Origin of the sequence: Streptomyces sp. NBC_01275, from assembly GCF_026340655.1 — a bacterium.
Lineage (GTDB): Bacteria > Actinomycetota > Actinomycetes > Streptomycetales > Streptomycetaceae > Streptomyces.
The window spans coordinates 405,605-429,619 of record NZ_JAPEOZ010000001.1 but is presented as its reverse complement, the minus strand read 5'-3'; the positions used below and the strand labels follow the sequence as shown (position 1 = coordinate 429,619).

The 24,015-nt window shown below is 71.1% G+C and carries 21 protein-coding genes; 15 read left to right on the top strand and 6 right to left on the bottom strand.

Translation table 11 applies throughout. The annotated features are described in order from the left end of the window. Nucleotides 1-11: 11 nt before the first annotated feature. The 10 genes from OG562_RS01850 (at nt 12) to gndA (ending at nt 12,070) form a co-directional block, all read left to right on the top strand. Entirely contained in the window at nt 12-419 is a 408-nt protein-coding gene (locus tag OG562_RS01850) for a GPW/gp25 family protein (RefSeq protein ID WP_266392814.1), read from the top strand. Then, nucleotides 416-2,626 (top strand): putative baseplate assembly protein, encoded by a 2,211-nt coding sequence (locus tag OG562_RS01845; protein WP_266392811.1) that lies wholly within the window; start codon nt 416-418, stop codon nt 2,624-2,626. Before OG562_RS01850 ends, OG562_RS01845 begins: the two co-directional genes overlap by 4 nt. A gap of 4 nt (nt 2,627-2,630) precedes the next feature. Then, nucleotides 2,631-4,355 carry a phage tail protein gene (locus tag OG562_RS01840; protein WP_266392808.1) on the top strand — a complete coding sequence of 575 codons (1,725 nt, stop codon included), beginning with the start codon at nt 2,631-2,633 and terminating at the stop codon, nt 4,353-4,355. A 28-nt stretch (nt 4,356-4,383) separates the two neighbouring features. Then, nucleotides 4,384-6,372, top strand: a complete 1,989-nt coding sequence (locus tag OG562_RS01835; RefSeq protein WP_266392806.1) for a hypothetical protein — start codon at nt 4,384-4,386, stop codon at nt 6,370-6,372. A 2-nt stretch (nt 6,373-6,374) separates the two neighbouring features. Then, nucleotides 6,375-6,647: a hypothetical protein gene (locus OG562_RS01830; RefSeq protein WP_266392797.1), complete on the top strand. Its 273-nt coding sequence runs from the start codon at nt 6,375-6,377 to the stop codon at nt 6,645-6,647. Nucleotides 6,648-6,825: 178 nt separating this feature from the next. Then, the gene (locus OG562_RS01825; protein WP_266408940.1) at nt 6,826-8,460 is read left to right on the top strand and encodes a cellulase family glycosylhydrolase; all 1,635 of its coding nucleotides are present in this window, start codon (nt 6,826-6,828) and stop codon (nt 8,458-8,460) included. A gap of 119 nt (nt 8,461-8,579) precedes the next feature. Next, nucleotides 8,580-8,861: a carbohydrate binding domain-containing protein gene (locus tag OG562_RS01820; protein WP_266392795.1), complete on the top strand. Its 282-nt coding sequence runs from the start codon at nt 8,580-8,582 to the stop codon at nt 8,859-8,861. 196 nt (nt 8,862-9,057) lie between these two features. After that, on the top strand, nt 9,058-9,909 hold the full coding sequence (locus OG562_RS01815) for an LLM class flavin-dependent oxidoreductase (protein ID WP_266392792.1): 852 nt from the start codon (nt 9,058-9,060) through the stop codon (nt 9,907-9,909). Between the two features lie 104 nt (nt 9,910-10,013). Beyond that, nucleotides 10,014-10,520 (top strand): MarR family winged helix-turn-helix transcriptional regulator, encoded by a 507-nt coding sequence (locus tag OG562_RS01810; protein WP_266392788.1) that lies wholly within the window; start codon nt 10,014-10,016, stop codon nt 10,518-10,520. 110 nt (nt 10,521-10,630) lie between these two features. After that, a complete protein-coding gene (gene gndA, locus OG562_RS01805) occupies nt 10,631-12,070 on the top strand; it encodes an NADP-dependent phosphogluconate dehydrogenase (protein ID WP_266392786.1) in 1,440 nt (479 codons plus the stop codon). Nucleotides 12,071-12,089: 19 nt separating this feature from the next. Here the strand turns inward: gndA and OG562_RS01800 are convergent, their stop codons facing one another. Together OG562_RS01800 and OG562_RS01795 are read right to left on the bottom strand one after the other, a co-directional pair. Continuing rightward, a complete protein-coding gene (locus tag OG562_RS01800) occupies nt 12,090-13,082 on the bottom strand; it encodes a LacI family DNA-binding transcriptional regulator (protein ID WP_266408939.1) in 993 nt (330 codons plus the stop codon). 246 nt (nt 13,083-13,328) lie between these two features. Beyond that, the gene (locus tag OG562_RS01795) at nt 13,329-13,466 is read right to left on the bottom strand and encodes a hypothetical protein (protein WP_266392783.1); all 138 of its coding nucleotides are present in this window, start codon (nt 13,464-13,466) and stop codon (nt 13,329-13,331) included. Nucleotides 13,467-13,529: 63 nt separating this feature from the next. Here OG562_RS01795 and OG562_RS01790 point away from each other — a divergent pair, with 63 nt between their 5' ends. Further along, nucleotides 13,530-13,760: a hypothetical protein gene (locus tag OG562_RS01790; protein ID WP_266392781.1), complete on the top strand. Its 231-nt coding sequence runs from the start codon at nt 13,530-13,532 to the stop codon at nt 13,758-13,760. On the opposite strand, the gene OG562_RS01785 is transcribed toward OG562_RS01790, so the two are convergent. Next, nucleotides 13,747-15,039, bottom strand: coding sequence for a cellulase-like family protein (locus OG562_RS01785; RefSeq protein ID WP_266392779.1), 1,293 nt, complete (start codon nt 15,037-15,039; stop codon nt 13,747-13,749). The two genes, OG562_RS01790 and OG562_RS01785, sit on opposite strands and share 14 nt — an antisense overlap. 159 nt (nt 15,040-15,198) lie before the next feature. Between OG562_RS01785 and OG562_RS01780 the strand changes: the two genes are divergently transcribed. Next, on the top strand, nt 15,199-17,247 hold the full coding sequence (locus tag OG562_RS01780) for a glycoside hydrolase family 2 protein (protein ID WP_266392776.1): 2,049 nt from the start codon (nt 15,199-15,201) through the stop codon (nt 17,245-17,247). A 611-nt stretch (nt 17,248-17,858) separates the two neighbouring features. Here OG562_RS01780 and OG562_RS01775 read toward each other — a convergent pair. From OG562_RS01775 to OG562_RS01765, 3 genes are all read right to left on the bottom strand, one after another. Beyond that, nucleotides 17,859-18,788, bottom strand: coding sequence for a carbohydrate ABC transporter permease (locus tag OG562_RS01775; protein ID WP_266392774.1), 930 nt, complete (start codon nt 18,786-18,788; stop codon nt 17,859-17,861). Beyond that, nucleotides 18,785-19,690, bottom strand: coding sequence for a carbohydrate ABC transporter permease (locus OG562_RS01770; protein ID WP_266392772.1), 906 nt, complete (start codon nt 19,688-19,690; stop codon nt 18,785-18,787). The genes OG562_RS01775 and OG562_RS01770 overlap by 4 nt, the downstream gene beginning before the upstream one ends. A 64-nt stretch (nt 19,691-19,754) precedes the next feature. Continuing rightward, nucleotides 19,755-21,101, bottom strand: a complete 1,347-nt coding sequence (locus tag OG562_RS01765) for an ABC transporter substrate-binding protein (RefSeq protein WP_266392769.1) — start codon at nt 21,099-21,101, stop codon at nt 19,755-19,757. Between the two features lie 168 nt (nt 21,102-21,269). Here OG562_RS01765 and OG562_RS01760 point away from each other — a divergent pair, with 168 nt between their 5' ends. From OG562_RS01760 to dgoD, 3 genes are all read left to right on the top strand, one after another. Then, nucleotides 21,270-22,013, top strand: a complete 744-nt coding sequence (locus OG562_RS01760) for an SDR family NAD(P)-dependent oxidoreductase (RefSeq protein ID WP_266392766.1) — start codon at nt 21,270-21,272, stop codon at nt 22,011-22,013. 67 nt (nt 22,014-22,080) lie between these two features. Next, entirely contained in the window at nt 22,081-22,839 is a 759-nt protein-coding gene (locus OG562_RS01755) for a FadR/GntR family transcriptional regulator (RefSeq protein ID WP_266392763.1), read from the top strand. Continuing rightward, nucleotides 22,836-23,981, top strand: coding sequence for a galactonate dehydratase (gene dgoD, locus OG562_RS01750; protein ID WP_266392756.1), 1,146 nt, complete (start codon nt 22,836-22,838; stop codon nt 23,979-23,981). The genes OG562_RS01755 and dgoD overlap by 4 nt, the downstream gene beginning before the upstream one ends. Nucleotides 23,982-24,015: the final 34 nt, after the last annotated feature.

Genomic DNA, 24,015 nt, shown 5'->3' with positions numbered 1-24,015 from the left:
GTGCAGCGGACATGACCTCAGCGGACCCGGCGGCCGCCGCCTTCCACGGCAACGGCATCGCCTTCCCCGTACGACCCGCGGCGCTGGGCCTCGCCCAGTCGTCCGGGGCGCGCAAGGTCGAGGAGTCCATCCGGATCATCCTCGGCACCCAGTACGGCGAGCGCGTCATGCGCCCCCGTTTCGGCAGCAACCTCAAGTCCCTCGCCTTCGCGCCCAACGACGCCACCACCGCCCACCTCGCCCGCCATCACGTCGAGGAGGCGCTGCGCCAGTGGGAGCCCCGCATCGAACTCCTCGACGTCACCGTCGACAACGACCTCACCGCCTCGGCCCTCCTGATCGGCGTGACCTACCTGCTGCGCGCCACCCGGGAGACCGGCCACCTCGTTCTGTCGTTCCTCCTGGAGCAGCCACGATGACGTACGAAGCGCAGCGCGGGCGGATCCTCCCGCCCGACCTCGACGACCGGACCTGGGAGGACCTGGTGGCCGAGATGCGCGCCCTGATCCCCCGGTACGCGCCGGGCTGGACCGACCACAACCCCAGCGACCTGGGGATCACGCTCATCGAACTGTTCGCCTGGCTCGCCGAGGGGATCATCTACCGCCTGAACCGGGTGCCGGACAAGCACTACCTGGCCTTCGTCAACCTCCTCGGCATCACCCGCGACCCGGCCGCTCCCGCCCGCGCCCATCTGACCTTCACCACGGGCGCCGGAGCGGTGCGGGTGCCGGCCGGGACCCAGGCCCAGACGGCCGCCGGGGAGGGCGAGCAGCCCGTCGTCTTCCAGACCGACGAGGACGTCACCGTCCTGCCCGCCGCCCTGAGCTCCGCCGTCCTCGTCGGACCCTGGGCGACGGGCGCGACGACCGCCCAGTACGACGACGCGACCGCCCCCGTCGCCGGCCCTCCGGCCGCCCGGTACGAGGTGACCGTGCCGGCCGGGCGGACCGTCCAGCTCTGCCTGGGCTTCGACCGGGCGGTCACCGACGAGGTGGCGCTCCGCCTGCGCTTCCATCAGCCGGCGCCCGCCGCCCCGCCGACCGCCGACCCGCCGGTCCCCGAGAAGATCCAGGTGACCTGGGTGTACGCCCGGGACACCGGCCAGCCGTTCGACTGGCCCGCGGTACCGGCCGTCGTCGACGGCACGGACGGACTACGGCACGACGGCACCGTACGGCTGCGGCTTCCCGCGGAGTGGCGGGCGCAGCACCCCACCGCACCGCCCGGCGGCCCGGCCGGACCGGTCTGGGGCAAGGTCACCGCCCGCGACCCGGCCCGCACGGTCACCGACGCCCGCTTCTGGACCGGGCCGCGCATCGCCAACGCCTCCGACACCCCGCTGACCGTCGGCTTCGAGCGGGTGCTGTTCAACTCGGCGCTCGCCCACGCCGCACCCGGCCTGCGCGCCCCCGAACCGCTCGGCGAGTCCACCGGCGGGGCCTTCCAGACCTTCGCGCTGCGCGGCCGGCCGCTGTTCGCCGAAGGCGACGATCTCGTGGTCCAGGTGGGACAGGGCGACCCGCCTGACTGGCGGACCTGGCGACGCGTGGACGACCTGCCCGAAGGGCCGGGCGAGGTGTACCGGGCCGACCCCGTCACGGCCGAGATCATGTTCGGCAACCACGACGCCCGCACCGGCGAGGGCCACGGCACCGTGCCGCCGCAGGGCAGCCTGGTCCGGGCGCTGAGCTACCGGCACGTCATCGCCGGAGCCGCGGGCAACGTCGGCCCCGAGCAGATCACGGTCGTCGGCACCGCCCCCGACGGCTCCCGGCCCGCCGGGATCACCCGGGTCACCAACCTGGGCGCCGCGGTGGACGGCGTCGACGAGGAGCCGGTGGAGGAGACCCTGCGCCGCGCCCCGGAACAGCTCAAGATCCGTGATCGCGCGGTCACCGCCGACGACTACGAGTACCTGGCCCGGGAGAGCGCGGGCATCCGCGTCAGCCGCTGTCTCGGCCCGCGTCTGCAGACCGCCGACGGCCCCGGCTCCCCGCCCGCCTGGAAGAAGGACGACCCCTGGAGCTTCGCCGGCATCGTCCGTGCACCCGGCAGCGTCAACGTCATCGTCGTCCCCGACCAGGGCCCGGCCGTGGCCCGGCCCGAACCCGGTCCCGACGCCCTGCGCTCGGTCCGCGCCCTGCTCGACGCCCGCCGCGACCTCACCGCCCGGCTCCAGGTGCACGGGCCCCGCTATCTGCCCATCGTGGTGAAGGCGGACGTCGTGGTGTGGCGGCAGGCGGTCGACGCGGGCGCCGACCCCGAGGAAGTGCGGCGGGAGGTGCTGCGCCGGGTCCTCGCCTTCCTCCACCCGGTGCGCGGCGGCCCGGCCGGAGACGGCTGGCGCGTCGGCCGGCATGTGCTCAGCTCCGAGCTCTTCCACGCCGTGCGCCCGTCGGAGGACATCGGCTACCTCTCCGCGCTCGCCGTCAAACCCGAGATCCCCCTCTACCACTTCCCGCCGCTCAAGCCCGGCGGGACCGTCGACAACTACGATCCGCTGCGCGAACGGCCCCTGCGGCTCGGCGACTTCGGCCCCTCGGTGCAACTCGCCGACTACGAGCTGGTGTGCGCCGCCGCTGACGCCGCCCACCAGATCACCCCGACCGTGCTGGAAGGATGAGGCGATGTCCGCGCTGCCCGGGCAGGACGCCCCGAGCGGATACCTGAGGTATCTGCCGCCCGTGCTGTGGGAGCACGAACAGAGCGCCGAACCAGGGGAGTTCACTCTCGGAGGAGCGCTACGGATCTTCGAGCGGATCCTGACCGGAGTGCCGGACGGGGTCGGAGTGTCAGGCGGGACCGGCGTGCCGGACGGGGTCGGAGCGTCGGAGGGATCCGGCGTGCCGCACGGCGACCACACCCATCCGCCGCTCACCGAGCAGATCGCCGGCCTGCCGGACCTCTTCGACCCCTGGCACACCCCGGAGCGCTTCCTGCCCTGGCTCGCCTCCTGGGTCGCCCTGGACTTCCCCGCGCTCGGCGGGAAGCAGCTCTGGGACGAGTACCAGCGGCGCAAGGTCACCGCGGAGATCTCCCGCATCCACCGCCTGCGCGGCCGCCGCACCGGCCTCGACACCTACCTCAACCTGTACGCGGTGGGTCGCGTCCGCCCCCGGGTCGCCCTCGACGACGGCACCCGGGTGATGACCCTCGCCCCCGCGCCGACCGGCACCGGCCCGGTCACCGCCCTCGTCACCCAGGGACCCACGCTCGGCGCGGGCGGCCAGCCCTGGAACGAGGGCGTCATGCGCCCCACCTGCGTCGCCGTCGGCCCCGACGGAAGCCTCTTCCTCGGCGACGCGGGCACCCCCGACGACGCCACCGCCGTCCTGCCCAGCCGGGTATGGCGGCTGAACTCCGCCGGCCACTACGAGACGGCCGGCGCGCCCCCCAAGCCCGTCCCGGTCGCCGCGACCACCCTGCCGCTCGGCCGGGCCGTCGCCGTGGCCGTGCGCCCGGCCCGCGACGGCGCCCCCGAGACGCTGTACGTCGCCGACCGCTCCGGCAAGCTGTACGCCGTCGAGGCCCCCTACACCGGCCGCTCCGCGGTGCTCGTAGGCCAACTGGCTCCCGCCGGAACCGCGGTGTGGCCGGTGGCGATGTGCGTGGACGGCAACGGCGACCTGCTCGTACTGGACCGCGGGGTCGGCCCGCCCTCGACCGCCGCCCCCAAGGTGATCACCGTCCGGACCGCGCCCTTCAGCGCCGTGCCGACCCGACTGCGGACGGTGCTCGAGCCGCTCTCGCTGCTCGTCGAGCCCGACGGCTCGCTGGTGATCGGGGACGGCGGCAACCAACGCCCCGCCCTGGACGCGCCGTTGGCGGGCAACCTGGTCCGCGTCGGCCGGGCCGCCGCCGACTGGACCGAGACCGCGCTGCTGCCCTCCGGCAACCCGCTCCTCGCGCCCACCGCCCTGTGCCCCGGCCCCGACGGCAGGCTCGGGTACGTCCTCGACGTCGGCCTCAAGCCGCTCTTCCCGCCGTCCGGCGGCGCGTTCACCCTGAAGGCCGCGGAGCCGGCGGTGGTCCACCGGGTCCGACTCGACGCTGGTACACCGGAGTTGACGCCCCTCACCGATCCGGGCTGCTTCGTCTACCCGACCGGCATGGCCCGCGCCGAGGGCCGGCTCGTGGTGTGCGACCACGGCCAGCCCGACGGCTCCGGCCAGCCCACCCATCTGGCCCGGCTGCGGCCCCACCGGCTGGACGTCGTCGTCCACTTCGCCGAGTCCCGGCTGCCGCAGGACGCCCCGTCCCGGACCCGGGTGCGCAACCAGGCGCTGGGCGTCATCCGCGCCCTCGTCGACCAGCACAAGCCCGCCCACGTCCTGTCGGTCCTCGTCAAGTGACGGACCTGCACCTGGAGTTGAGACAAGCATGGCATTGAAGCGCGCGCAGCACTGGGACCTCGGGATCACCCCGCCGACCCCGCTGCCCGAACCCACCGGGCACCGCGACTGCGTGACCGACATGGAGAGCTACCTGATGCCCATGGAGCAGGCGCGCGCCGCCGCTCTGTACAGCTGGGGCGTCATGGACGGGCTGTGGGTCAGCGCCCGGCCCGGCGAGTCCGGCCTCACCGTCTCGCCCGGGGCCGCGCTCGACGTCAAGGGACGGCTGATCACCCTGGCCGTGGGCTCCTTCGCCGTCGTCGACCAGGACGTGGACCCGGCCCAGCTCCTCAACGTGCCGACGGTTCCGGTCGGTTCGGACGGCGTCACCGTCGACGCGAGCGGACTGACCGGGCTGCACCTGCTCACCCTCAACTGGCGGGAGGCGGTCGGCGCCGACGACCAGACGGTGCTGCTGCACACGCCGTGGCTGCGGCTGGTGCCCGCGGCGGGATTCGTGGACACGGGGGAGCAGGTGGTGCTGTGTCAGGTGGGATCCGAGGCCTCCGGGGTGACGCTGGCCCCCGCGACCCGTCGGCTCGTGCGCGCCCACGCGGAGCGACTGGAACTGCGGGCGCCGGTCGCGGCGAGCAACTACGACACGGACGACCTCCGGGCCGCGGAGATCAGCGCGACTGTCGACGGCGGGCTGGGGATCGACGTGGCGGGGTTTCGCGGAGCGCGTCGCCCGGCGCTGACCGTCCAGGGCCTCACAGGTTACGTCGGCTTCGGCACGGCCGATCCCGCGGCGGTCGTGCACATCCACCGAGACGTGAGGAGAGGTGATCCCGCGCTGTTGCTCACGTCGGACGGCTCGGACTGGGGGGCGGGACTGCGACTCGAGAACGGCCAGTCCGCACGGACGTACGGGATGTACACCGGGTCGGACGGCAACTGGCACTTCGCCGACAGCACGGCGGGCCAGGACCGGATCGTCGTAGACCCCCAGGGCCGGGTGGGCATCGGCGCGACCAGCATGGTCCGCACCCTCCAGGTGGAGGGCAGCGAGGTGCACAGCGGCGGGGGAGGGGGCGGCTTCTCCTTCGCGGACCGGCAGGTCGGCTCGCTCGTCGAGTACCCCGGCGCGGGACAGCGCTGGGTCTGGTACGCGACCGAGGGGAAGGCGCGCCTCTGGTCGGGCTTCGACCGGCTCACCGTCGGCATCGGCGGCGAGGGCGACGCGCTGGACGTGCCGGCCCGGATGCGGGTGCGCCGGGGGTGGGACAACTCGGCGGGCATCTGGTTCCACCAGGGGCCGGGCAGCCGGGCCTTCGTCGGGATGCTCGACGACAACCGGGTAGGCCTCTTCGGGGCCGGGTACGGGTGGAGCGTCTGGACGGACGTCAACGACGGCGGGATCAACGTCAGCGCCCGGCACGTCGGCGTCGTCTCCCGGGTCCCCGGGACCGGGATCATCGCCGGAGGCGGCACGTTCGCCGGCTACTTCGAGGGCGCGGTCGGCGTCACCGGCGACCTCAGCGTGAACGGCCGCGTCTTCAAGGGCGGCGGCGGTTTCCGCATCGACCACCCGCTCGCCCCCACGGACCGCTACCTCTCCCACTCCTTCGTCGAATCCCCGGAGATGCTCAACGTCTACGGCGGAACCGTGGTCACCGACGACACCGGCGAGGCGACCGTCGTCCTGCCCGACTACTTCGAGGTTCTCAACAGCGACCACCGCTACCAGCTCACCCCGATCGGCGAGCCCACCCTGGTGTCGGTCGCCCAGGAGATCCGGGACAACTCCTTCGTCGTGCGCAGCGGCCGGCCTGGCGCCACGGTGTGCTGGCAGGTCACCGGCGTACGCCAGGACGCCTGGGCGCGGGCGCACCGGATCCCGGTCGAGGAGGACAAGCCGGAGGAGGAGCGGGAGCTGTATCTGCACCCCGAGGCCCATGAACAGGCCCCCGAGCGGGGCTTGACCAGGCTGATCGCGGCCCGAGCCGCACGCTCTGACACCCAGGAGGAACAGTGACCGTGACCCCCACCCCCGAGCGGCTGCGGGCCCGGCTGGCGGAACTCCACCGCGAGTACCAGGAGGGCGAGTCCCGGCTGCGCACCCTGGTGCAGCAGGAGACCGTCCTGCGCGAGACGTTGCTGCGGATCAGCGGCGCGGCCCAGGTGCTGGAGGAACTGCTGGCACAGGAGGAGGGCGACGAGGGCAGGACGGGTGAGGAGGGCAGGACGAGCGTGGCGGGCAGGACGAGCGTGGCGGGCGTCGACGGCGCGAAAGCGACGCTGCCCGCCTGATTCGAATCTGCGAGCTCTCTTGACGTGTACGTGACCTGGTGGCTGTATGGGAGCGCTCCCACAACGCGCATCCCCCTTCCCGCCCGAGTTTCTTGACCTCACTTCTGGAGTCGCAGTGAGAAGCACAAGAAGCACGACACGAGGCACGACAAGAAAGCGCCCCTTACCCGCCACCCTGCTGACCAGGCTCGCGGCCCTCCTCGGGCTCTTGCTCCTCGGCGCGCTCTGCCCCACCGCCGCGCAGGCCCAGCCGTCCGCACCTCGATCGTCCGCTCCCCTCGCCGCAGCCGGCCTTCACATCAGTGACGGCCGGCTGGTCGAAGGCAACGGGAACGACTTCGTCATGCGCGGCGTCAACCACGCCCACACCTGGTACCCGGGCCGCACCCAGCAGTCGCTCGCCGACATCAAGGCGTTCGGCGCGAACGCCGTCCGCGTCGTCCTCGCCGACGGCCACCGCTGGAGCGCGAACAGCGCCTCGGACGTGGCCGGCGTCATCGCCCAGTGCAAGGCCAACCGGCTGATCTGCGTACTGGAGGTGCACGACACCACCGGCTACGGCGAGGACACCGCGGCCGGCACGCTCGACCAGGCGGCCGACTACTGGATCGGCCTCAAGGACGTGCTCGCCGGCCAGGAGAACTACGTCGTCATCAACATCGGCAACGAGCCCTGGGGCAACACCGCTCCCGAAGGCTGGACCGCCCCGACGATCGCCGCGATCAAGAAGCTGCGGGCCGCGGGCTTCGAGCACACGATCATGGTGGACGCCCCCAACTGGGGCCAGGACTGGCAGGGCGTCATGCGCGCCAACGCCCAGGCCGTGTACGCCGCCGACACCACCGGCAATCTCATCTTCTCGATCCACATGTACAGCGTCTTCGACACGGCCACGGAGATCACCGACTATCTGAACGCCTTCGTCAACGCCAAACTGCCCCTCCTCATAGGGGAGTTCGGTGGTCCCGCCGACCAGTGGGGCGACCCGGACGAGGACACCATGATGGCCGCCGCCCAGCAGCTCAAGCTGGGCTACCTCGCCTGGTCCTGGAGCGGCAACACCGACCCGATCCTCGACCTGGCGCTCAACTTCGACCCCGGCCAGCTCAGTTCCTGGGGCCAGCGCATCTTCAACGGCGTCAACGGCATCGCCCAGACCGCCAAGGAGGCCACGGTCTTCGGCGGCGGCGCCCCGGGCGACACCCAGGCCCCGACCGCCCCCGGCACTCCGACCGCCTCCGCGGTGACGGCCTCCTCCGCGACCCTCGCCTGGACCGCCGCCACCGACAACGTCGGCGTCACCGGTTACGACGTCGTCCGCGTCAGCGGCAGCGCCGAGACCAACGTCGCCGCCTCCACCGCCAACTCCGTGACGGTGACCGGCCTCACCGCCGCCACCGCCTACACCTTCGCCGTCTACGCCCGTGACGCGGCCGGAAACCGCTCGGCCCGCTCGGCCACGGTGAACGTCACCACCGCCGCCGCGCCCAGCGGCACCTGCTCCGTCGCCTACCGCGTGGTGGGCGAGTGGCCCGGCGGCTTCCAGGGGGACATCACCCTGCGCAACACCGGCACCGCCGCCGTCACCGGCTGGAAGCTCGTCTTCGCCTTCGCCGACGGCCAGACCGTCGCCAACATGTGGGGCGGGACCCCCACCCAGACCGGCTCCACGGTGAGCGTGGCCCCCGCCTCGTACACCTCCACCATCCCCGCCGGCGGCTCGGTGACCGTCGGCTTCATCGGCGTCAAGGGCGCGACCAACACCGCACCGACCGCGTTCACCCTCAACGGCGCGGCCTGCGCCGTCGCGTGACGGGATCGGCCGTACCCGCCTGCGGGCGTGTACGGCCGGACTCCGCCGGTTCGGACGGCGGTTTCAGACGGTGAGCGCGCCTCGGCCAGGACCCCGCCCTCATCGAGGAGCACTGGCAGATGCTCGCCAAGGGCGGCTTCGAGACCGGCGCCCTGTCCCCCTGGACGCAGGCCAGCGGCAGTGCGTCGTCCGTGTCCGCCGCGGGCGCCCGCACCGGCAGCTACGCCCTGACCACCGCGGCCAGTGGCAGCGGCGCCAACCAGGCGCTGACCGGTCTGACCCCGTCCACCACCTACCTGTTGACCGGCTGGGCCAAGGTGGCCACCGCCGGCGAGACCCTCGCCATCGGCGTCAGGAGCTTCGGCGGCACGGAGACCTTCACCAACATCGCCATCTCCTGATCTCCTGATCCGACCTCGTCGTAAGAGCGGACGGAAAAGCGTTTGTCCGGGTGCGTGCGGCCGCGTTACGGTCGCCGCACTCGGCACGACAGCTCTCCAGTACCAACGCCGTAGAACGGGAGCAGGCCCGCGCAAAGTGCGCGAAGCCCAGAGGGGACGGCAGTTCCATCAGCCTGTCCTCCGGAGGATTGTTCCCATGAAGATCGGTCTCGGTCTGCCCATCGACGACCCCGCCCTGCTGCTGAGCTGGGCACGACGTGCCGACGCCGGCCCGTTCAGCACCCTCGGCCTGCTCGACCGGCTCGTCTTCCACAACCCCGAGCCCCTCGTCACCCTCGCGGCGCTCGCCGGCGCCACCTCCCGCATCCGCGTGCAGACCGAGGTGCTCATCGCGCCCGTTCACAACACCGCCCTGCTCGCCAAGCAGACCGCGACCCTGGACCGTATGTCCGGCGGCCGCTTCACGCTCGGCATCGGCGTCGGCGGCCGCGAGGACGACTGCCTGGCCGCCGGCATCGACCTCCGCCGCCGGGGCCGTCGCCTCGACGAGCAGATGGCCCTGCTGCGCCGGACCTGGGCCGGTGAACCGTACGGCGAGGGCGTCGGCCCGATCGGACCCGCGCCCGCCACTCCCGGCGGCCCCGAGGTGCTGTTCGGCGGCTTCGCGCCGGCCGCGATCGAGCGCGTCGGCCGCTTCGGCGACGGCTTTCTCGGCGCCGCGCTGCCGCCGAAGCACCTGACCGGCCTGTTCCGGGACGTCGAGAAGGTCTGGGAGAAGTACGACCGCCCCGGCCGCCCGCGTCTGCTGGCCCAGATCAGCGTCGCGCTCGGCCCGCAGGGCACGCTGGACCGGGCCCGGCGCAACCTCCTCGACTACTACGAGTTCAGCGGCCGCGCCGACTACATGGCGGACGGTCTGCTCACCGCACCGCAGGACATCCGCGCCGCCGTCGCGGCCCTGACCGACATCGGCGCCGACGAGGTCGTGCTCTACTGCTGGGCCCCGGACCCCGACCAGATCGACCGCCTCGCGGAGGTCCTCTTCTAGGGTGAGGCCCTCGTCCGGGGGCCCGGTGACGTGCTGCCCGGCGAGGCGAAGGCGGGGCAAGTGGTTGAAGATCCAAACATAAGGTACGTGGGTAATCTGTGCTCATGTCCAAGACGCCCCGCTGGCTCAACGCCGAGGAACGACGGGCCTGGTTGGCCTACGTCGACTTCTCCACCCTGCTCGCCGACTACCTCAACCGGCAGCTACGGCGCGACGCCGGCATGACGCACGCCGACTACAGCGTGCTGGCCTTCCTGTCGATGGCCCCCGACGGAGCCCTCGGGATGTCCGAACTGGCCCAGCGGCTGAAGATCACCCGTAGCCGGCTCACCCACGCGGTGAACCGGCTGCGGGAGGCCGGCCTGGTGGACCGCAGGGAGGACCCCGCCGACGGCCGCGGCCAGCTCGCCGTCCTCACCGACGAGGGCCACGCCGTGCTGGAAGAGGTCGCCCCCGGCCACGTCGAAGCCGTACGCCGGGCCGTGTTCGACGCGCTCACCCCCGACCAGGTGCGCCAGCTGGCGGTCATCGGCGAAACGATCAGCGAGGCCCTGCACCGGGCCGAGGACGCCGAGTCCGACCCGACCGTGCTGCCCTGGCGACGCCGCTGAGGAAGTTCCCGGCCCCGGATCGAGACGATCGGGCCGATGGCCCGTACCTGGTGGTGGTACGGGGGCCGCCCCGCCCCTCCAGCACGCCACCGATCCAAGGGACTTACCTCATGAACGCAACCGCTGCCATCGGCGTGACCGGCCTCGGCGTGATGGGCCGCAACCTCGCGCGCAACTTCGCCCGCAACGGCCACACCGTCGCCGTCCACAACCGCACCGCCGGCCGCACCCGTGCGCTCGTCGAGGAGTTCGGCCACGAGGGCGCGTTCGTCCCCGCCGAGTCGGCCGAGGACTTCGTGGCCGCGCTCGAACGCCCCCGTCGACTGATGATCATGGTGCAGGCGGGCGCGGTCACCGACGCCGTCATCGACGAGTTCGCCCCGCTCCTGGAGCCCGGCGACATGATCATCGACGGTGGCAACGCGCACTTCGCCGACACCCGCCGCCGTGAGGCCGCGCTGCGCGAGCGCGGCATCCACTTCGTCGGCACCGGCGTCTCCGGCGGCGAGGAGGGCGCCCTCAACGGCCCGTCCATCATGGTCGGCGGCTCGACCGAGTCCTACGACGTCCTCGGCCCGATGTTCGACTCCATCAGCGCGCACGTCGACGGCGAGTCCTGTGCCGCCCACGTCGGCACCGACGGCGCCGGACACTTCGTCAAGATGGTGCACAACGGCATCGAGTACGCCGACATGCAGCTCATCGCCGAGGCCTACGACCTGCTGCGCCAGGTCGCCGGCTACACCCCGGCGGAGATCGCCGACGTCTTCCGCTCCTGGAACGAGGGGCGCCTGGGCTCCTACCTGATCGAGATCACCGCCGAGGTCCTCGCGCACACCGACGCGACCACCGGCCAGGCGTTCGTGGACATCGTGACGGACGCGGCCGGCCAGAAGGGCACCGGCCGCTGGACCGTGCAGACCGCCCTGGACCTGGGCTCCCCGGTCACCGCCATCGCCCAGGCCACCTTCGCCCGCGCCGCCTCCAGCCAGCGCGACCTGCGCGCCGCCTACGCCGGACTGCCCGGCGGCACCACGCCGCCGCTCAGCCGCACCGAGGCCGCACGCTTCACCGCCCAGGTGGAACAGGCCCTGTACGCCTCGAAGGTCGTCGCCTACGACCAGGGCTGGAAGATGATCCAGGACGCGGCGGCCGAATTCGGCTGGAAGATCGACCTCGGCTCGGTCGCCCGGATCTGGCGTGGCGGCTGCATCATCCGCGCCTCCTTCCTCGACCGCATCCGCGCCGCGTACGCCGCCGACCCCGAACTGGTCAGCCTGCTCGGCGAGATGGAGTTCGCGATGGAGATCACCGACGCGCAGGTGCCCTGGCGGGAGACCGTGGCCTCCGCCGCCCGCCGCGGCATCCCCGTCCCCGCCTTCTCCGCCGCGCTCGCCCACTACGACACCCTGCGCGCCGACCGGCTGCCCGCCGCCCTCCTCCAGGGCCAGCGCGACTACTTCGGGGCGCACACCTACGGGCGTACCGACCGTCCCGGCGCCTTCCACACCCACTGGTCGGAGCCCGGCCGCCCGGAGACGGCGTCCTGACGCGTTCGCGGTCGGCGGGTCAGCGTCGCGGACCCGTCGACCGACGGATCACCAACTGCGTGCTCAGCACCACATGGTCGTCCTGGTAGGCGCGCTCCTCCCGCTCCAGCGCCAGCCGTACGGCGGATCGGCCGAGGTCCTCGTACGGCACGCGGACCGTCGTGAGAGCCGGTGTCAGGTCGGCGGCGAAGGGCACGTCGTCGAAGCCGACGACCGACACGTCCTCGGGCACGCCGAGCCCGGCCTCCCGCAGCGCCGCCAGCACGCCGAGGGCCACCATGTCGGTGCCGGCGAAGACGGCCGTGAACGTCAGCCCGGCGCGCAGCGCGTCCCGCGTGCGCAGATAGCCGGACGTGCGGGTGTACGGCCCCGGGACGTCCAACTCTTCGTCGTACGACGCCCCGTGGGCCAGCAAGGCGTCCAGGTGACCGGCCCTGCGCTGTTCGGCGGTGTTGAGGGCCGACTCGCCGCCGAGGAACAGGATGCGGCGGTGACCGGCGGACAGCAGATGGGCGGAGGCCTGGAAGGCGCCGCCGCGGTTGTCGTATTCGACGACCGTGGCGGGCAGACCGGCGGGCAGCGGCGGGCGGCCCACCAGCACCAGCCGGGAGCCCGCAGAGTCCAGCGCCTTCGCGTACCCCGCCATGCGCTCGTGATAGGCGTCGTCGATCTCCGCGCCGCCGACGAGGACCACCGCGGCCGCGTGCTGTTCCCGCATCAGCTGCACGAGGTCGTCCTCGCGGGCCGGGTCGCCGTGGGTGGCGCAGACCAGGCTGAGCCGGCCCCGGGTCGCCGCCTCCTGCTCGACGCCGGCGGCCACATGGGCGAGGGAGGGGCCGGTGATGTCCCGCAGGACCAGCGCGACGGGACCGGCGACCCCGCCGGACAGCGCCTTGGCGTGCACGTTCACCACGTAGTGCAGGGACCGCACCGCCGCCTCGACCCGGGCGCGGGTGGAGGCGGCGACCGGGTAGTTCCCGGCCAGCGTCCGGGAGACCGTGGCCACCGACACGCCCGCCTTGGCGGCGACGTCGCGGATGGTGCTGGGCCTGTCCGGTCCCCTCGCGCGCCGTCGCGCGCGGCCTCCGGTCGCCTGATCCGTCACGGCTCGACGTTACTGCATCCGGAGGACGGCGACGGCGGGGCGAGCGGGACCGCCGAGGAGTGCAGGGTGCGGCGAATTCGTGCGCAACGCCAGAGCTCTGTGCCAGGAGGACCTGGCTGGCCCAGAGGCCCGGCAACCAACGCACGCATGCCCTCACTGGATCGACCGGCCGATGGCCCGCCCGACCTTCCTGACCTGGATGGCGGAGGCCCCGACGACCAGGACCAGTGAGTTCTTGGAGTCGTTCACGCGAGACGAACGGCTGCTGCTGGCGACGGGCGAGGCTGCCATCCCAGTGACGTGGAGAAGGGGGTGTGGAGCGCATACGGGCGAACCTGCCAGCCGACACACCGGGTGGAGATCTACACCTCCGACTACTGCACCGGCGATCCCGGCCACGAGACGTACCGCTGGAACGTCCACGACGACCGCCGCCGCGACTTCTGGGGCAACGCCGTCATCGAGTCCTGGTACAAAGGGGCCACCCCGGTCCTCGACCTCGACGGGAGCCCACAGCCCGTCGACGCAGCAGCGACGCGAGGAGGAACTGCGGGCCGCCTTCGAGTGCCGTTCAGCCCGCGGTAATACGGGCGTTGACCCGCCGCATCCAGTCCCGGTCGGTGTGCCACATGGGGTGGTGCGGAGCGGCGTTGGAGGTCAGGACGACGCCCTGGAAGCCTGCCGCGAGGCAGCGGTCGACGACGAACTCGGCGATGTCCTTGCCGACGGCGTCCTCCTCGAAGCGCGTCAGGAGAGGCGTGTACCCCACGACGCCCTCACCGAGGACGGCGGGAATGCCGCGCAGGCGGGCGAACTCGGCGGCGGAGTCGACCCACCCGGCCAGCGTGTCCCGCATGGCCTGCCGGTGCGTCGGATAGTTCTCGTAGAGCCACAGGTCCCAGCGGTCGGGGTCCACCCAGTCGTGCGCGTAGAACAGTTCGCGCGGGATGCCCGTGGCGGTCAGGCGCCAGGGTTCGTCCGGCTGGTAGTCGGCGAAGGCGGGTGCGTCGGGGCGCAGCATGGCGGCCAGTTCGGGGGTCGGCCAGGAGGTGGTCTCGGGCGCCGCTTCGGTGCCGTGGCCGAGCCCCACCGCCTCGTAGAGCGCGCCGAGGACGCCGTAGACGTAGAAGTGGAAGTGGGCGATCTGCGCCTGCTCGGGCAGGTCGTCGAGTTCGTCGGGCCAGGGCTCGCCCAGTGAGTAGGTGACGGGGATGGCGGGGTGGCGGGCCTGCAGCAGTTTCACGGCGCGTTCGAGGGGTCCGCGCAGCCGGGCGTAGTGGCCGGGGGTGCCGTCGGCCGGTACCAGGTCGCAGTTGTCGACCTCGTTGTGTACTTCGACGTAGGCGACGTGGTCGGCCAGTCCGCGCTCGGTGAGGAAGTCCAGCAGGTCGGCGAGGGCTTCGGCCACTGCCTCGGCGCGGTCCGGGCCGGGGACCGCCGCCAGGGCGCGGTGCCAGGCGTCGGTGTCGGCGAAGCTGGGGGACTGCTGGTACTCCCACGAGGAGACGATCACCTTGCAGTCATGGCGGGCGGCCGCCTCGAACAGCTCGGCGAGCCGTCGGCGGCCGTCCAGCGGGTAGCCGCCGCGCACGTCGTACCAGCGGGTGCGCTGCCCGAACTGCTCGCCCAGGCCGCGGACCTGGAGGGATTCCGGGGCAGGGACGCGTCCGGAGAACAGCAGGAAGGGCATGGCGCAGATCCGCACGGTGTTGAAGCCCCGGTCCACCGTCTCGGCGAAGGCGCGGTCGAGGTCGGCGAAGGGCTCACCGGGTCCGGCCTGGGTGTACCAGCTGAAGTCCCACAAGGTGATGGCCAGTCGGTCGGAGGTCTCGGGAGTAGTGGCTTGCTGTGATGCGGTGGTCATGGGGTCACCCGTCGTTCGTGTTCGGAAAGGTGCCGTCGGCGGCTCGACGTCACCACGCTAGCTCAATTCATTATTTATGAATAATCCTTGACGGGGGTGGCCGGCTTGTCCAGGCTGTGGGGCGGACGAACACGTACGTGTCTCAAGGAGCCGCCCGTTATGACCGAATCCATCCATCCGTCCCGGCGTACCGTCGTCACGGCGCTCGGCGCGGCCGCCTTCGTCGCCCTGCCTGCCTGGCCTCAGACGGCGCGAGCGGCAGACGGCACGGCCGCGGCCGCCGCGAACGGACCGGTGCTCGACACCCACCCCGCCACCGAACCCTCCGCCACCCATGTGCGGGACGTCGGCGGCACCAGCGTCGTCTTTCAGTACGGCACGGTGCTCCCGGCCTTCGACGGCTGGCGCACCCATGAACCCACGCGCGACTACCTGTCCCTGGACAAGCAGTGGCGCTTCCGCTTCGACCCCGCCGACCAGGGACTCGACGAGGGCTGGCAGTCCCCGCACCACGACGACACAGCGTGGGGCCGCATCAACGTCCCGGCGGCCTGGGACCTGCTCGACACACCCGGCTTCGGCTCGGAGACCGCCCCCTTCGGCCAGGGCACGGCATTCACCGACGGCTACGCCTGGTACCGCACCACCGTCAGCGTGCCCGCTTCCTGGCGTGCCCGGCACGTACGCATCGCCTTCCTGGCCGCCGGATACAGCGCCGAGGTCTGGATCGACGGCATGCACCTCGGCAAGCACGAAGGAGCCAACTCGCCCTTCGCGCTGCCGGTCGCGGGGGCGCTGAAGCCCGGAACGCGCCAGGCGATCGCCGTGCGGGTCTTCCGCCGGGCGAGCTACACCGACTACACGTCCGCGACCTCTCAGCCGGTCACCGACGACCACGAACTCCCGTACAAGCCTGTCGACTACTGGCCCTACGCGGGTTTGACCCGGTCGGCCTGGATCGAGGCGGTCCCGCGGGTCACCATCACCAAACTGCTCGTGTCTACCGCGAACGGGCGCCTTGAGGCACACGCGGTCATCGAGAACCACGGGACCTCCGACTTCGACGGCCGGCTCACACTCGATCCCGGCCGGGAGAGCGGCGGCGAGCCCGCTGTGGTTGCGGCCCGGATCGCGGCCCGGTCGGCGGGCGTCGTACGGGCCGCGATCCGCATACCCGGTGCCCCGCGATGGAGCCCCGCCTCGCCGCACACGCTCACCGCCCGCGCGACCCTGACCGCCGGGAGACACTCCGGCCCGCGGGTCGACACACTGTCCACCCTGTACGGCGTGCGTGAACTGACCTTCGGCGAGGCGCAGTTGAGGATGAACGGCGCCCCCCTCTTCCTCAAGGGGCTCAACTGGCACGAGGAGACGGCCGCGCACGGCAGGGCGCTGACGCCAGCCGAGTACGACCGCGAACTGGGCCACATCACGGCTCTGGGCGCCAACTTCATCCGCAACTGCGTCTACAACCGTCACCCGTACGTCTACGACTGGGCGGACGAACACGGCGTGCTGGTGATGGACGACATCGACACCATGTGGCTCAACACCGCCCAGGAGAAGCTCCAGACCGAGCGCTACGGCCTTGCCCGCGCCCTGGCCCTGACCATGGCGTGGAACCAGCACAACCACCCCTCGGTGATCCTCTGGGGACTCCAGAACGAGTCGGAGATCGACGCCGACGGCGCTCCCGTCTACCGGGCCTGGCTCGCCGACCTCAAGGCGGCCGTGAAGACGGTCGACCTCACCGCCCGCCCCGTGACCTGGGCCTCCAACACCAGCGACGATCCCGCCTTCGACCTCGCTGACGTGATCGGGTTCAACGAGTACTTCGGCTACTTCTACGGCAAGGACGCCGACCTCGGCCCCACGCTCGACGCGGTACACGCGAAGTACCCCGACAAGCCCATCCTGATCACCGAGAACGGCACCTGGGCCGTGGCCGGCACTCACGGCCCCGGCACCACGCAGGGCACCGAGGAATGGCAGGCGGCGAGCTTCACGGCCCACTGGGCGCAGGTGACCGGACGCAGCGAGTACGTCGCCGGCTTCACCTACTGGGTCCTCAAGGACTACAAGGAGCGCGCCGGCTACAACCAGGACTACAACGGCATCTCCGTGATGGGCCTGCTCACCTTCGCCGAGGAGCGGCCCAAGCTGGTCTACGACGTCTTCCGGAAGGCGGCAATGCCGGGCGGCCGGTGAGCGTCGAACGGCTGGAGGGGGGAGGGGCGGACCGCCCCTCCCCCCTCCAGCCGTCGAGCTCTCGGCCCTTGACACTGCCCTGCGTCAGCCTCGGACCGCCAGCAGCGCCGCAGCACGAGCATCGCGACGGCCGGCGAGCGGACCGAGAGGAACGCGCCGCCGACCGGATGATCAGTACGGCCCAGTAGGGGTCGGTCAGGCCCACGGTCACGAAAACGGTACACGGAGAGGGCGTACCCGGCGGCGCACGCCAGCAGGGTCGCCAACGCGCCCAACCCCTGAGGGGTTCGTCGCCCTCCACGACCCCGCCACGACGGCTCCCGGACTCGCGGTCGAACGGGCGGTGGTCGTGGTCGACACGGTCTGTCTGCTGCCGGACGGGATGGCCACCGTCGGCGGACACCGGCGACCGCAGCGCTGCCCAGGTCCTGCTGTGGCACGTGGCCGACGCGTTCCACCGGCCGACCAGGCGGGCCGAGAGGCGCTCGAAGATCCACCGTTCGGGCAGCGCCACGAATCCACGCAGGTCGCCCTCCCGACATCGGCTCAAGCCTGGAGCAGGACGGCGACTCCGTCCGCCGCAATGGGCAGGGCCGTCCGGTCCGGCGGCGTCAGCCCTTTACGCTGCCCTCGGTCAGACCGCTGCGCCAGAAGCGCTGCAAGGCGACCATGGCGATCATCAGAGGGACGACGGACACGAAGGCACCTCCAACGGTCATCTGGTAGAGCTGCGGTTGGCGGTCGGCGAAGGACTGCCACGATGTCAGACCAAGGGTGATGGGATACAGCTTGGAGTCGGACAGCATGACCAGCGGCAGGAAGTAGTTGTTCCAGATGCCGACGAACTGGAAAAGGAAGATCGTCACCAGGGCGGGGGTCATGATGCGCAGAACAACGACCGTGAAGATGCGGATCTCTCCCGCGCCGTCGATGCGGGCTGCCTCCAACAGCTCGTCCGGTATGGATGCCGCGGCGTAGATCCGGCACAGGTACACGCCGAAGGGACTGACGAAGCTCGGCAGCAGTACGGCCCAGTAGGAGTTGGCCAGGCCTGCCTTGCTGAACAGCAGGTACATGGGCAGCGCCAGCGCAGTGGCAGGGATCAGGACGCCACCCAGCACGACGCTGAAGATCGTGTCGCGGCCGGTGAAGGAGAACTTGGCCAGCGCGTAGCCGGACATCGCGGCCAGAAGCGTCGCCACGCCTGCGCCGACGCCCGCGTACAGCAGGCTGTTGGCGGCCCAGCGCAGGTAGATCGCATGGTCGTAGGTGACCACCTGGTGCAGGTTGCTCAGGAACTGGGGATGGGAGAACCACAACCCGAAGCTGCCGAACAGGCTGCCGGTGGACTTGGTGGACGCCACGACCAGCCAGTACACCGGGAGCAGGAAGTACCCGGCGGCCGCCACGAGCAGGCCGGTGACCAGGATGCGACTGCGCGTGGTGACCCCGGTGATGCCGCTGCGCGGCGTCGTGCCGTCGTCGGAGGCCGGCGTCCCGCCCTTCGGCGGGACCGTACGGGCCGGTGTCTGGAGACTCACGCGTCCCCACCTCTCTTGTTGATCAGCCGCAGGAAACCGAAGGAGAGCGCGAACGCGGCGAGGGCGAGCAGCACTGCCTCGGCGGCGGCGAGGTGGTAGTTGTCGTTGGTGAACGCCTCGTTGTAGGCGCTGAGGTTGGGGGTGTAGGCGCTGTCGATACTCGAGGAGACGGGCTTGAGCACCAGCGGTTCTGCGAACAGTTGCAGCGTGCCGATGATGGTGAAGACCGTGGTGAGGATCAGTGCCGGGCGCAGCAGCGGCAGTTTGACGTGCCGGACCGTCATCCACGCGCTGGCGCCGTCGATGCGGGCGGCCTCGTACAGCTCCGCGGGGATGGTGCGCAACTGGGCGACGAGAACCAGAACGTTGTAGCCGGCGAACTCCCACGTGACGATGTTCGCGATGGACCACAGAACCGTGTTTCCGCCCAGCAGATCGACCGACAACCCCAGGTGGCGCATGCCGTCCACGAGAGGGCTGACTCCCGGAACGTACAAGAAGCCCCACAGGATGGACGCGATGACCCCCGGAACGCCGTAGGGCAGGAAGAAGGCGGCGCGGAAGAACCGCACGCCTCTGGCCGAGGCGCTGTCCAGCAGCAGCGCGAGCCCGGCGGACAGCGCGACCATGACCGGGACCTGGACGGCCGCGAACAGCAGAACCCGGCCGATGCTGCGCACAAAGGCGTGATCGGACAACGCGTCGGAGTAGTTGCGCAGCCCTACGAAGACGGTATGGCTGCCGCCGAGCCCCAGGGCGCCGGTGTGTTCGACATCCATGACGCTCTGGTAGACGGCGTAGCCGATGGGGAGGGCGAAGGTCAGGAGGAACAGAAGGAGGAATGGCGCGACGAAGGCGACGGGCACCAGGTCTCTGCGGCGGCGGGGCGCTCGGGTGGGCATCAGGGTTCTTTCTGGAGTCCGGAGGGGAGAACGGCGGCGGCCGTGTCGCGCCCTCCGGAGGTGGTCACTTGCCGGTGGAGACCTTCAAGCCCTTCCTCTTCAGGTCCTCGACGGTCTGCTTCTGTGCCTGCTGGACCGCGGAGACGAACGTGCCCTTGCCGGCGAGGGCGGCCTGGAAGCCGTCGTTGAGGTGCTGGTAGGTGGCGTCGATCGTCGGTATCCACTTCCACGAGTTGTCGATGCTCTTGTCCGCCTGTGCGAAGACCTCGTTGTACTTCTGGTCTCCGAAGAACTTTGACGGCTTGTCCAGCGAGGAGCCCTTGTACGCGTCGGCCGCCGCGGGCCAGCCGTATCCGCCCTGCAGCAGCAGATCGACGCTCGTGGGGTCGGTGTTGAGCCATTCGGCGAACTTCAGGGCCTCGGGGATGTGCTTGGCGCCCTTGAGGACAGCCGTGGAGGATCCTCCCCAGTTCGCGGACGCGTTCGAGCCCTTTGTCCACTGAGGCATGGGTGCGACCGCCCATTTGCCGGCGGTCTGAGGAGCGTTGCCGCTGATGATGGCGTCGCCCCACTGGGCACTGACCCACGAGGTGATGGCACCGGTCTGCAGGTCCTTGTACCAGCCGTTGGCGAAGTCGGGTTCGGTCTTGATCACTCCCTTGCTGCGCAGTTTGTCCCAGAAGGCGGCGACCTTGAGGGTCTGCGAGGAGTCGATGTTCACCGACCATGTGTCGCCGTTCACGCCGAACCACTTGGCGCCGGCCTGCCATGCGAGTGCGGTGAACCAGGCGGAGTTTCCGGCGGGGAAGGTGCTGATGTAGGCCTTCGGGTCGGCGCTGTGGATCTTCTGCGCGGCCTGGGCGAACTCGTCCCAGGTGGCGGGCGGCGTGATGCCCCATTTCTTGAACAGGTCGGAGCGGTAGAACAGGCCCATCGGACCGGACGCCTGGGGGATCGCGTAGACAGCCGAGTCGAAGACTCCCTGCTGCCACTGCCAGTCCACGAACTTCGACCGGTCCTTGTCCGCGCCGTACCGGGACAGGTTCACCAGGCCGTTCTCCAGCAGGAACGAGGGGATCTCCTGGTATTCCACCTGTGCCAGGTCGGGCGCGTTGCCGCTCTTGAGCGCGGCGCGCATCTTGGCGTAGCCGCCGCTGCTGCCTGCCGGGATCTTCTCCAGTTTGACGTGGATGTCCGGGTGGGTGGCGTTCCACTTGTCGACGGCCTTGTCGACACCGGGGACCCACGACCAGAAGCGCAGGTCGACCTTTTGGCCGGGCTTGACAGGTGCCTGGACTGCGGGGTCCTTCGAACCGGTCGAACCCCCGCAGGCGGAGATCAGCAGGGAGGCGGCGGCAAGGGTCACTGCGAGTGCGCCCCGGCTTCTGCGGCGGGGTGTGGTGCGGCTCATGGGAGGAGGTCCTTCCTAGCTTCGTACCGAAGGTGCCTGTTGCATGCCGGTCAGTTTCGGAGCGGCATCACCACCCCGTCAAGATATATTCATAATTAATTGAAACAGCTATGATGGGTGCGTAGACAGCCACGAGGGGAGACACACGCGATGACGGAATGCCGCAGGATGAGCGGACGCGTGGCGGTGATCACCGGCGCCGCCCACGGGATCGGCGCGGCCACGGCTCGCCGACTCGCGGCCGAGGGGGCCCTGGTGGTGGTCACGGACGTGGACGACACCGCGGGCAAGGAAGTCGCGGTCGCCATCACCGACCAGGGAGGTCGCGCGGAGTACGTACGCTGCGACGTCACCTCGGCCGCCGACTGGGAGCACCTGGCCCGCCACGTCGAGCAGCGCCACGGACGGCTGGACGTGTTGCACAGCAACGCCTTCGCCCAGCTCAACAAGCCCGCCGACGAACTGAGCGAGGCCGAGTGGGACGGTCAGATGGCCGTGCTCCTCAAGCCCGCCTGGCGGGCGATGAAGACCTTCGCGGCCATGCTGCGTGAGGCGTCGGGGTCCGTCGTGCTGACCTCCTCGGTGCACGCAGTCATCGGGCTGCCGGGCCATGCCGCCTACGCCGCCGCGAAGGGCGCGCTGTGCTCGCTGGGCCGGCAGCTGGCCGTCGAGTACGGGCCGGACATCCGGGTCAACACCGTGCTTCCCGGACCCATCCTCACCGCCGCGTGGGCGGGCATTCCGGAGTCCGAGCGGGCCCGCAGCGTGGCGGCCACAGCGGCCAAGCGCTTCGGGCAGCCGGAGGAGGTGGCCGCCGCCGTCGCCTTCCTCGCATCGGCGGACGCCTCCTACGTGACCGGAGCGAGCCTTGTGGTCGACGGAGGATGGAGCGTCATGAAGGAGTCCTCGTGAGTACCGCGCACCTCGCGGTACGCCAAACGAGGCCTCCGCGAACAGCATCGACACGGAAACGGAGAACGTGGTGAGCCAACCCGGTAGGGGGCTGCACGGCCAAGCGGTGGAAGAACTGGGCCGGCGCATCATCCGCGGCGACTACCCGCCGGGGTCCGTGGTGGACCCGGCCAAGTTCGAAACCGAACTCGGTGTCAGCAAGACCGTCGTGCGCGAGGCGCTGCGTGTGCTTGCCGCCAAAGGTCTGCTCGAATCACGGCAGAAACGCGGTACGACCATCCGGCCCCGCGCCGACTGGAACCTGCTCGACAGCGACCTGCTGCGCTGGCAGGGCAGCAGCGCTCCCACCGACGGCTTCCTGGGGGACCTCGCCGAGGTCCGCGCGATCGTCGAGCCCGCCGGAGCCCGGCTCGCCGCCACCCGCCGAACCACGTCCGACCTGGACACGCTGCGGCAGGCGTTGGACGCGATGGCGGCCGCTGGGACGGACGCGGACGCGATGGTCGAGGCGGACCTGGCCTTCCACCGCGCCCTGCTGGACGCCGCGCACAACGAACTCCTCAGCCGGATGGAGGTCGTCATCGAGGCCGGCTTGCGCGTGCGCGACCGGATCGTGCATGGTGCCCGGCACTTTGCCGATTCCATCCCCGTGCACCAGAAGCTGCTCGAAGCCGTCGAAGCCGGCGATCCGGATGCCGCCGTGGCCGCCGTCGAGTCACTCCTGGCCCAGGCCACCGACGACCTGGCAGCCGTACAGGCACGGGAAGACGAGGAAGACCGCGCCGCCGACGTCGCGACCGACACGCCGCCGAAGGAAACTCCTTGAAAATAACCGGACTTGAGACGTTCTTGGTGGCTCCGCGCTGGCTGTTCCTGCGCATCGCCACCGACGAGGGCGTCACCGGCTGGGGCGAGCCACTGATCGAGGGACGCGCCGAGACCGTACGCGTCGCGGTCCACGAACTCGCCGACTACCTCGTCGGCCGGGACCCGCTGCGTATCGAGGACCACTGGCAGGTGCTCACCAAGGGCGGCTTCTACCGCGGCGGCCCCATCCTCTCCAGCGCGGTCGCCGGCATCGACCAGGCCCTGTGGGACATCGCCGGCAAGACCTACGGCGTCCCGGTGCACCGCCTCCTGGGCGGCCCCGTCCGCGACCGCGTCCGGATGTACGCCTGGATCGGCGGGGACCGCCCCAGCGAGGTCGCGGAGCTTGCCGAGGAACAGATGAAGGCCGGCTTCACCGCCGTCAAGATGAACGGTTCGGCCGAACTCGCCCCGATCGACACCCCGGCGCGCACCTCCGAGGTTGTCGCCCGCGTCGCGGCCGTCCGGGAAGTGCTGGGCGACGAGCGGGACATCGCCGTCGACTTCCACGGCCGGGCTTCCACCGCCATGTCACGCCGCCTGCTGCCCCTGCTCGAACCTCTGCACCCGCTGTTCGTCGAAGAACCCGTCCTGCCGGAACACTCGGGCCACCTGCGTAGCCTGGCCGAGTCCACCAGCATTCCCCTGGCGACCGGCGAGCGCCTCTACTCCCGCTGGGACTTCCGCGAGGTCATGTCCAGCGGCATCGCCGTCGCCCAGCCCGACCTCTCGCACGCCGGCGGCATCTCCGAGGTGCGCCGCATCGCGGCCATGGCAGAGACGTACGACGTCGCCCTGGCCCCCCATTGCCCCCTCGGCCCGATCGCCCTGGCAGCGAGCCTCCAGATCGCCTTCTCCGTGCCGAACTTCCTCATCCAGGAACAGAGCATGGGCATCCACTACAACCAGCAGTGCGACCTGCTGGAGTACGTGATGGACCCCGAACCCTTCCGCTTCCAGGACGGATACGCCGTAGCAAGCTCCCGCCCGGGGCTGGGCGTAGAGATCGACGAGGAGGCGGTACGCCGCGCCGCCGAGACCGGACACCGCTGGCGCAACCCCGTATGGCGGGGCGCCGACGGGGCGTTCACCGAATGGTGAGCACCATCAGCCCCGACCGCGAACCCCACGCCCA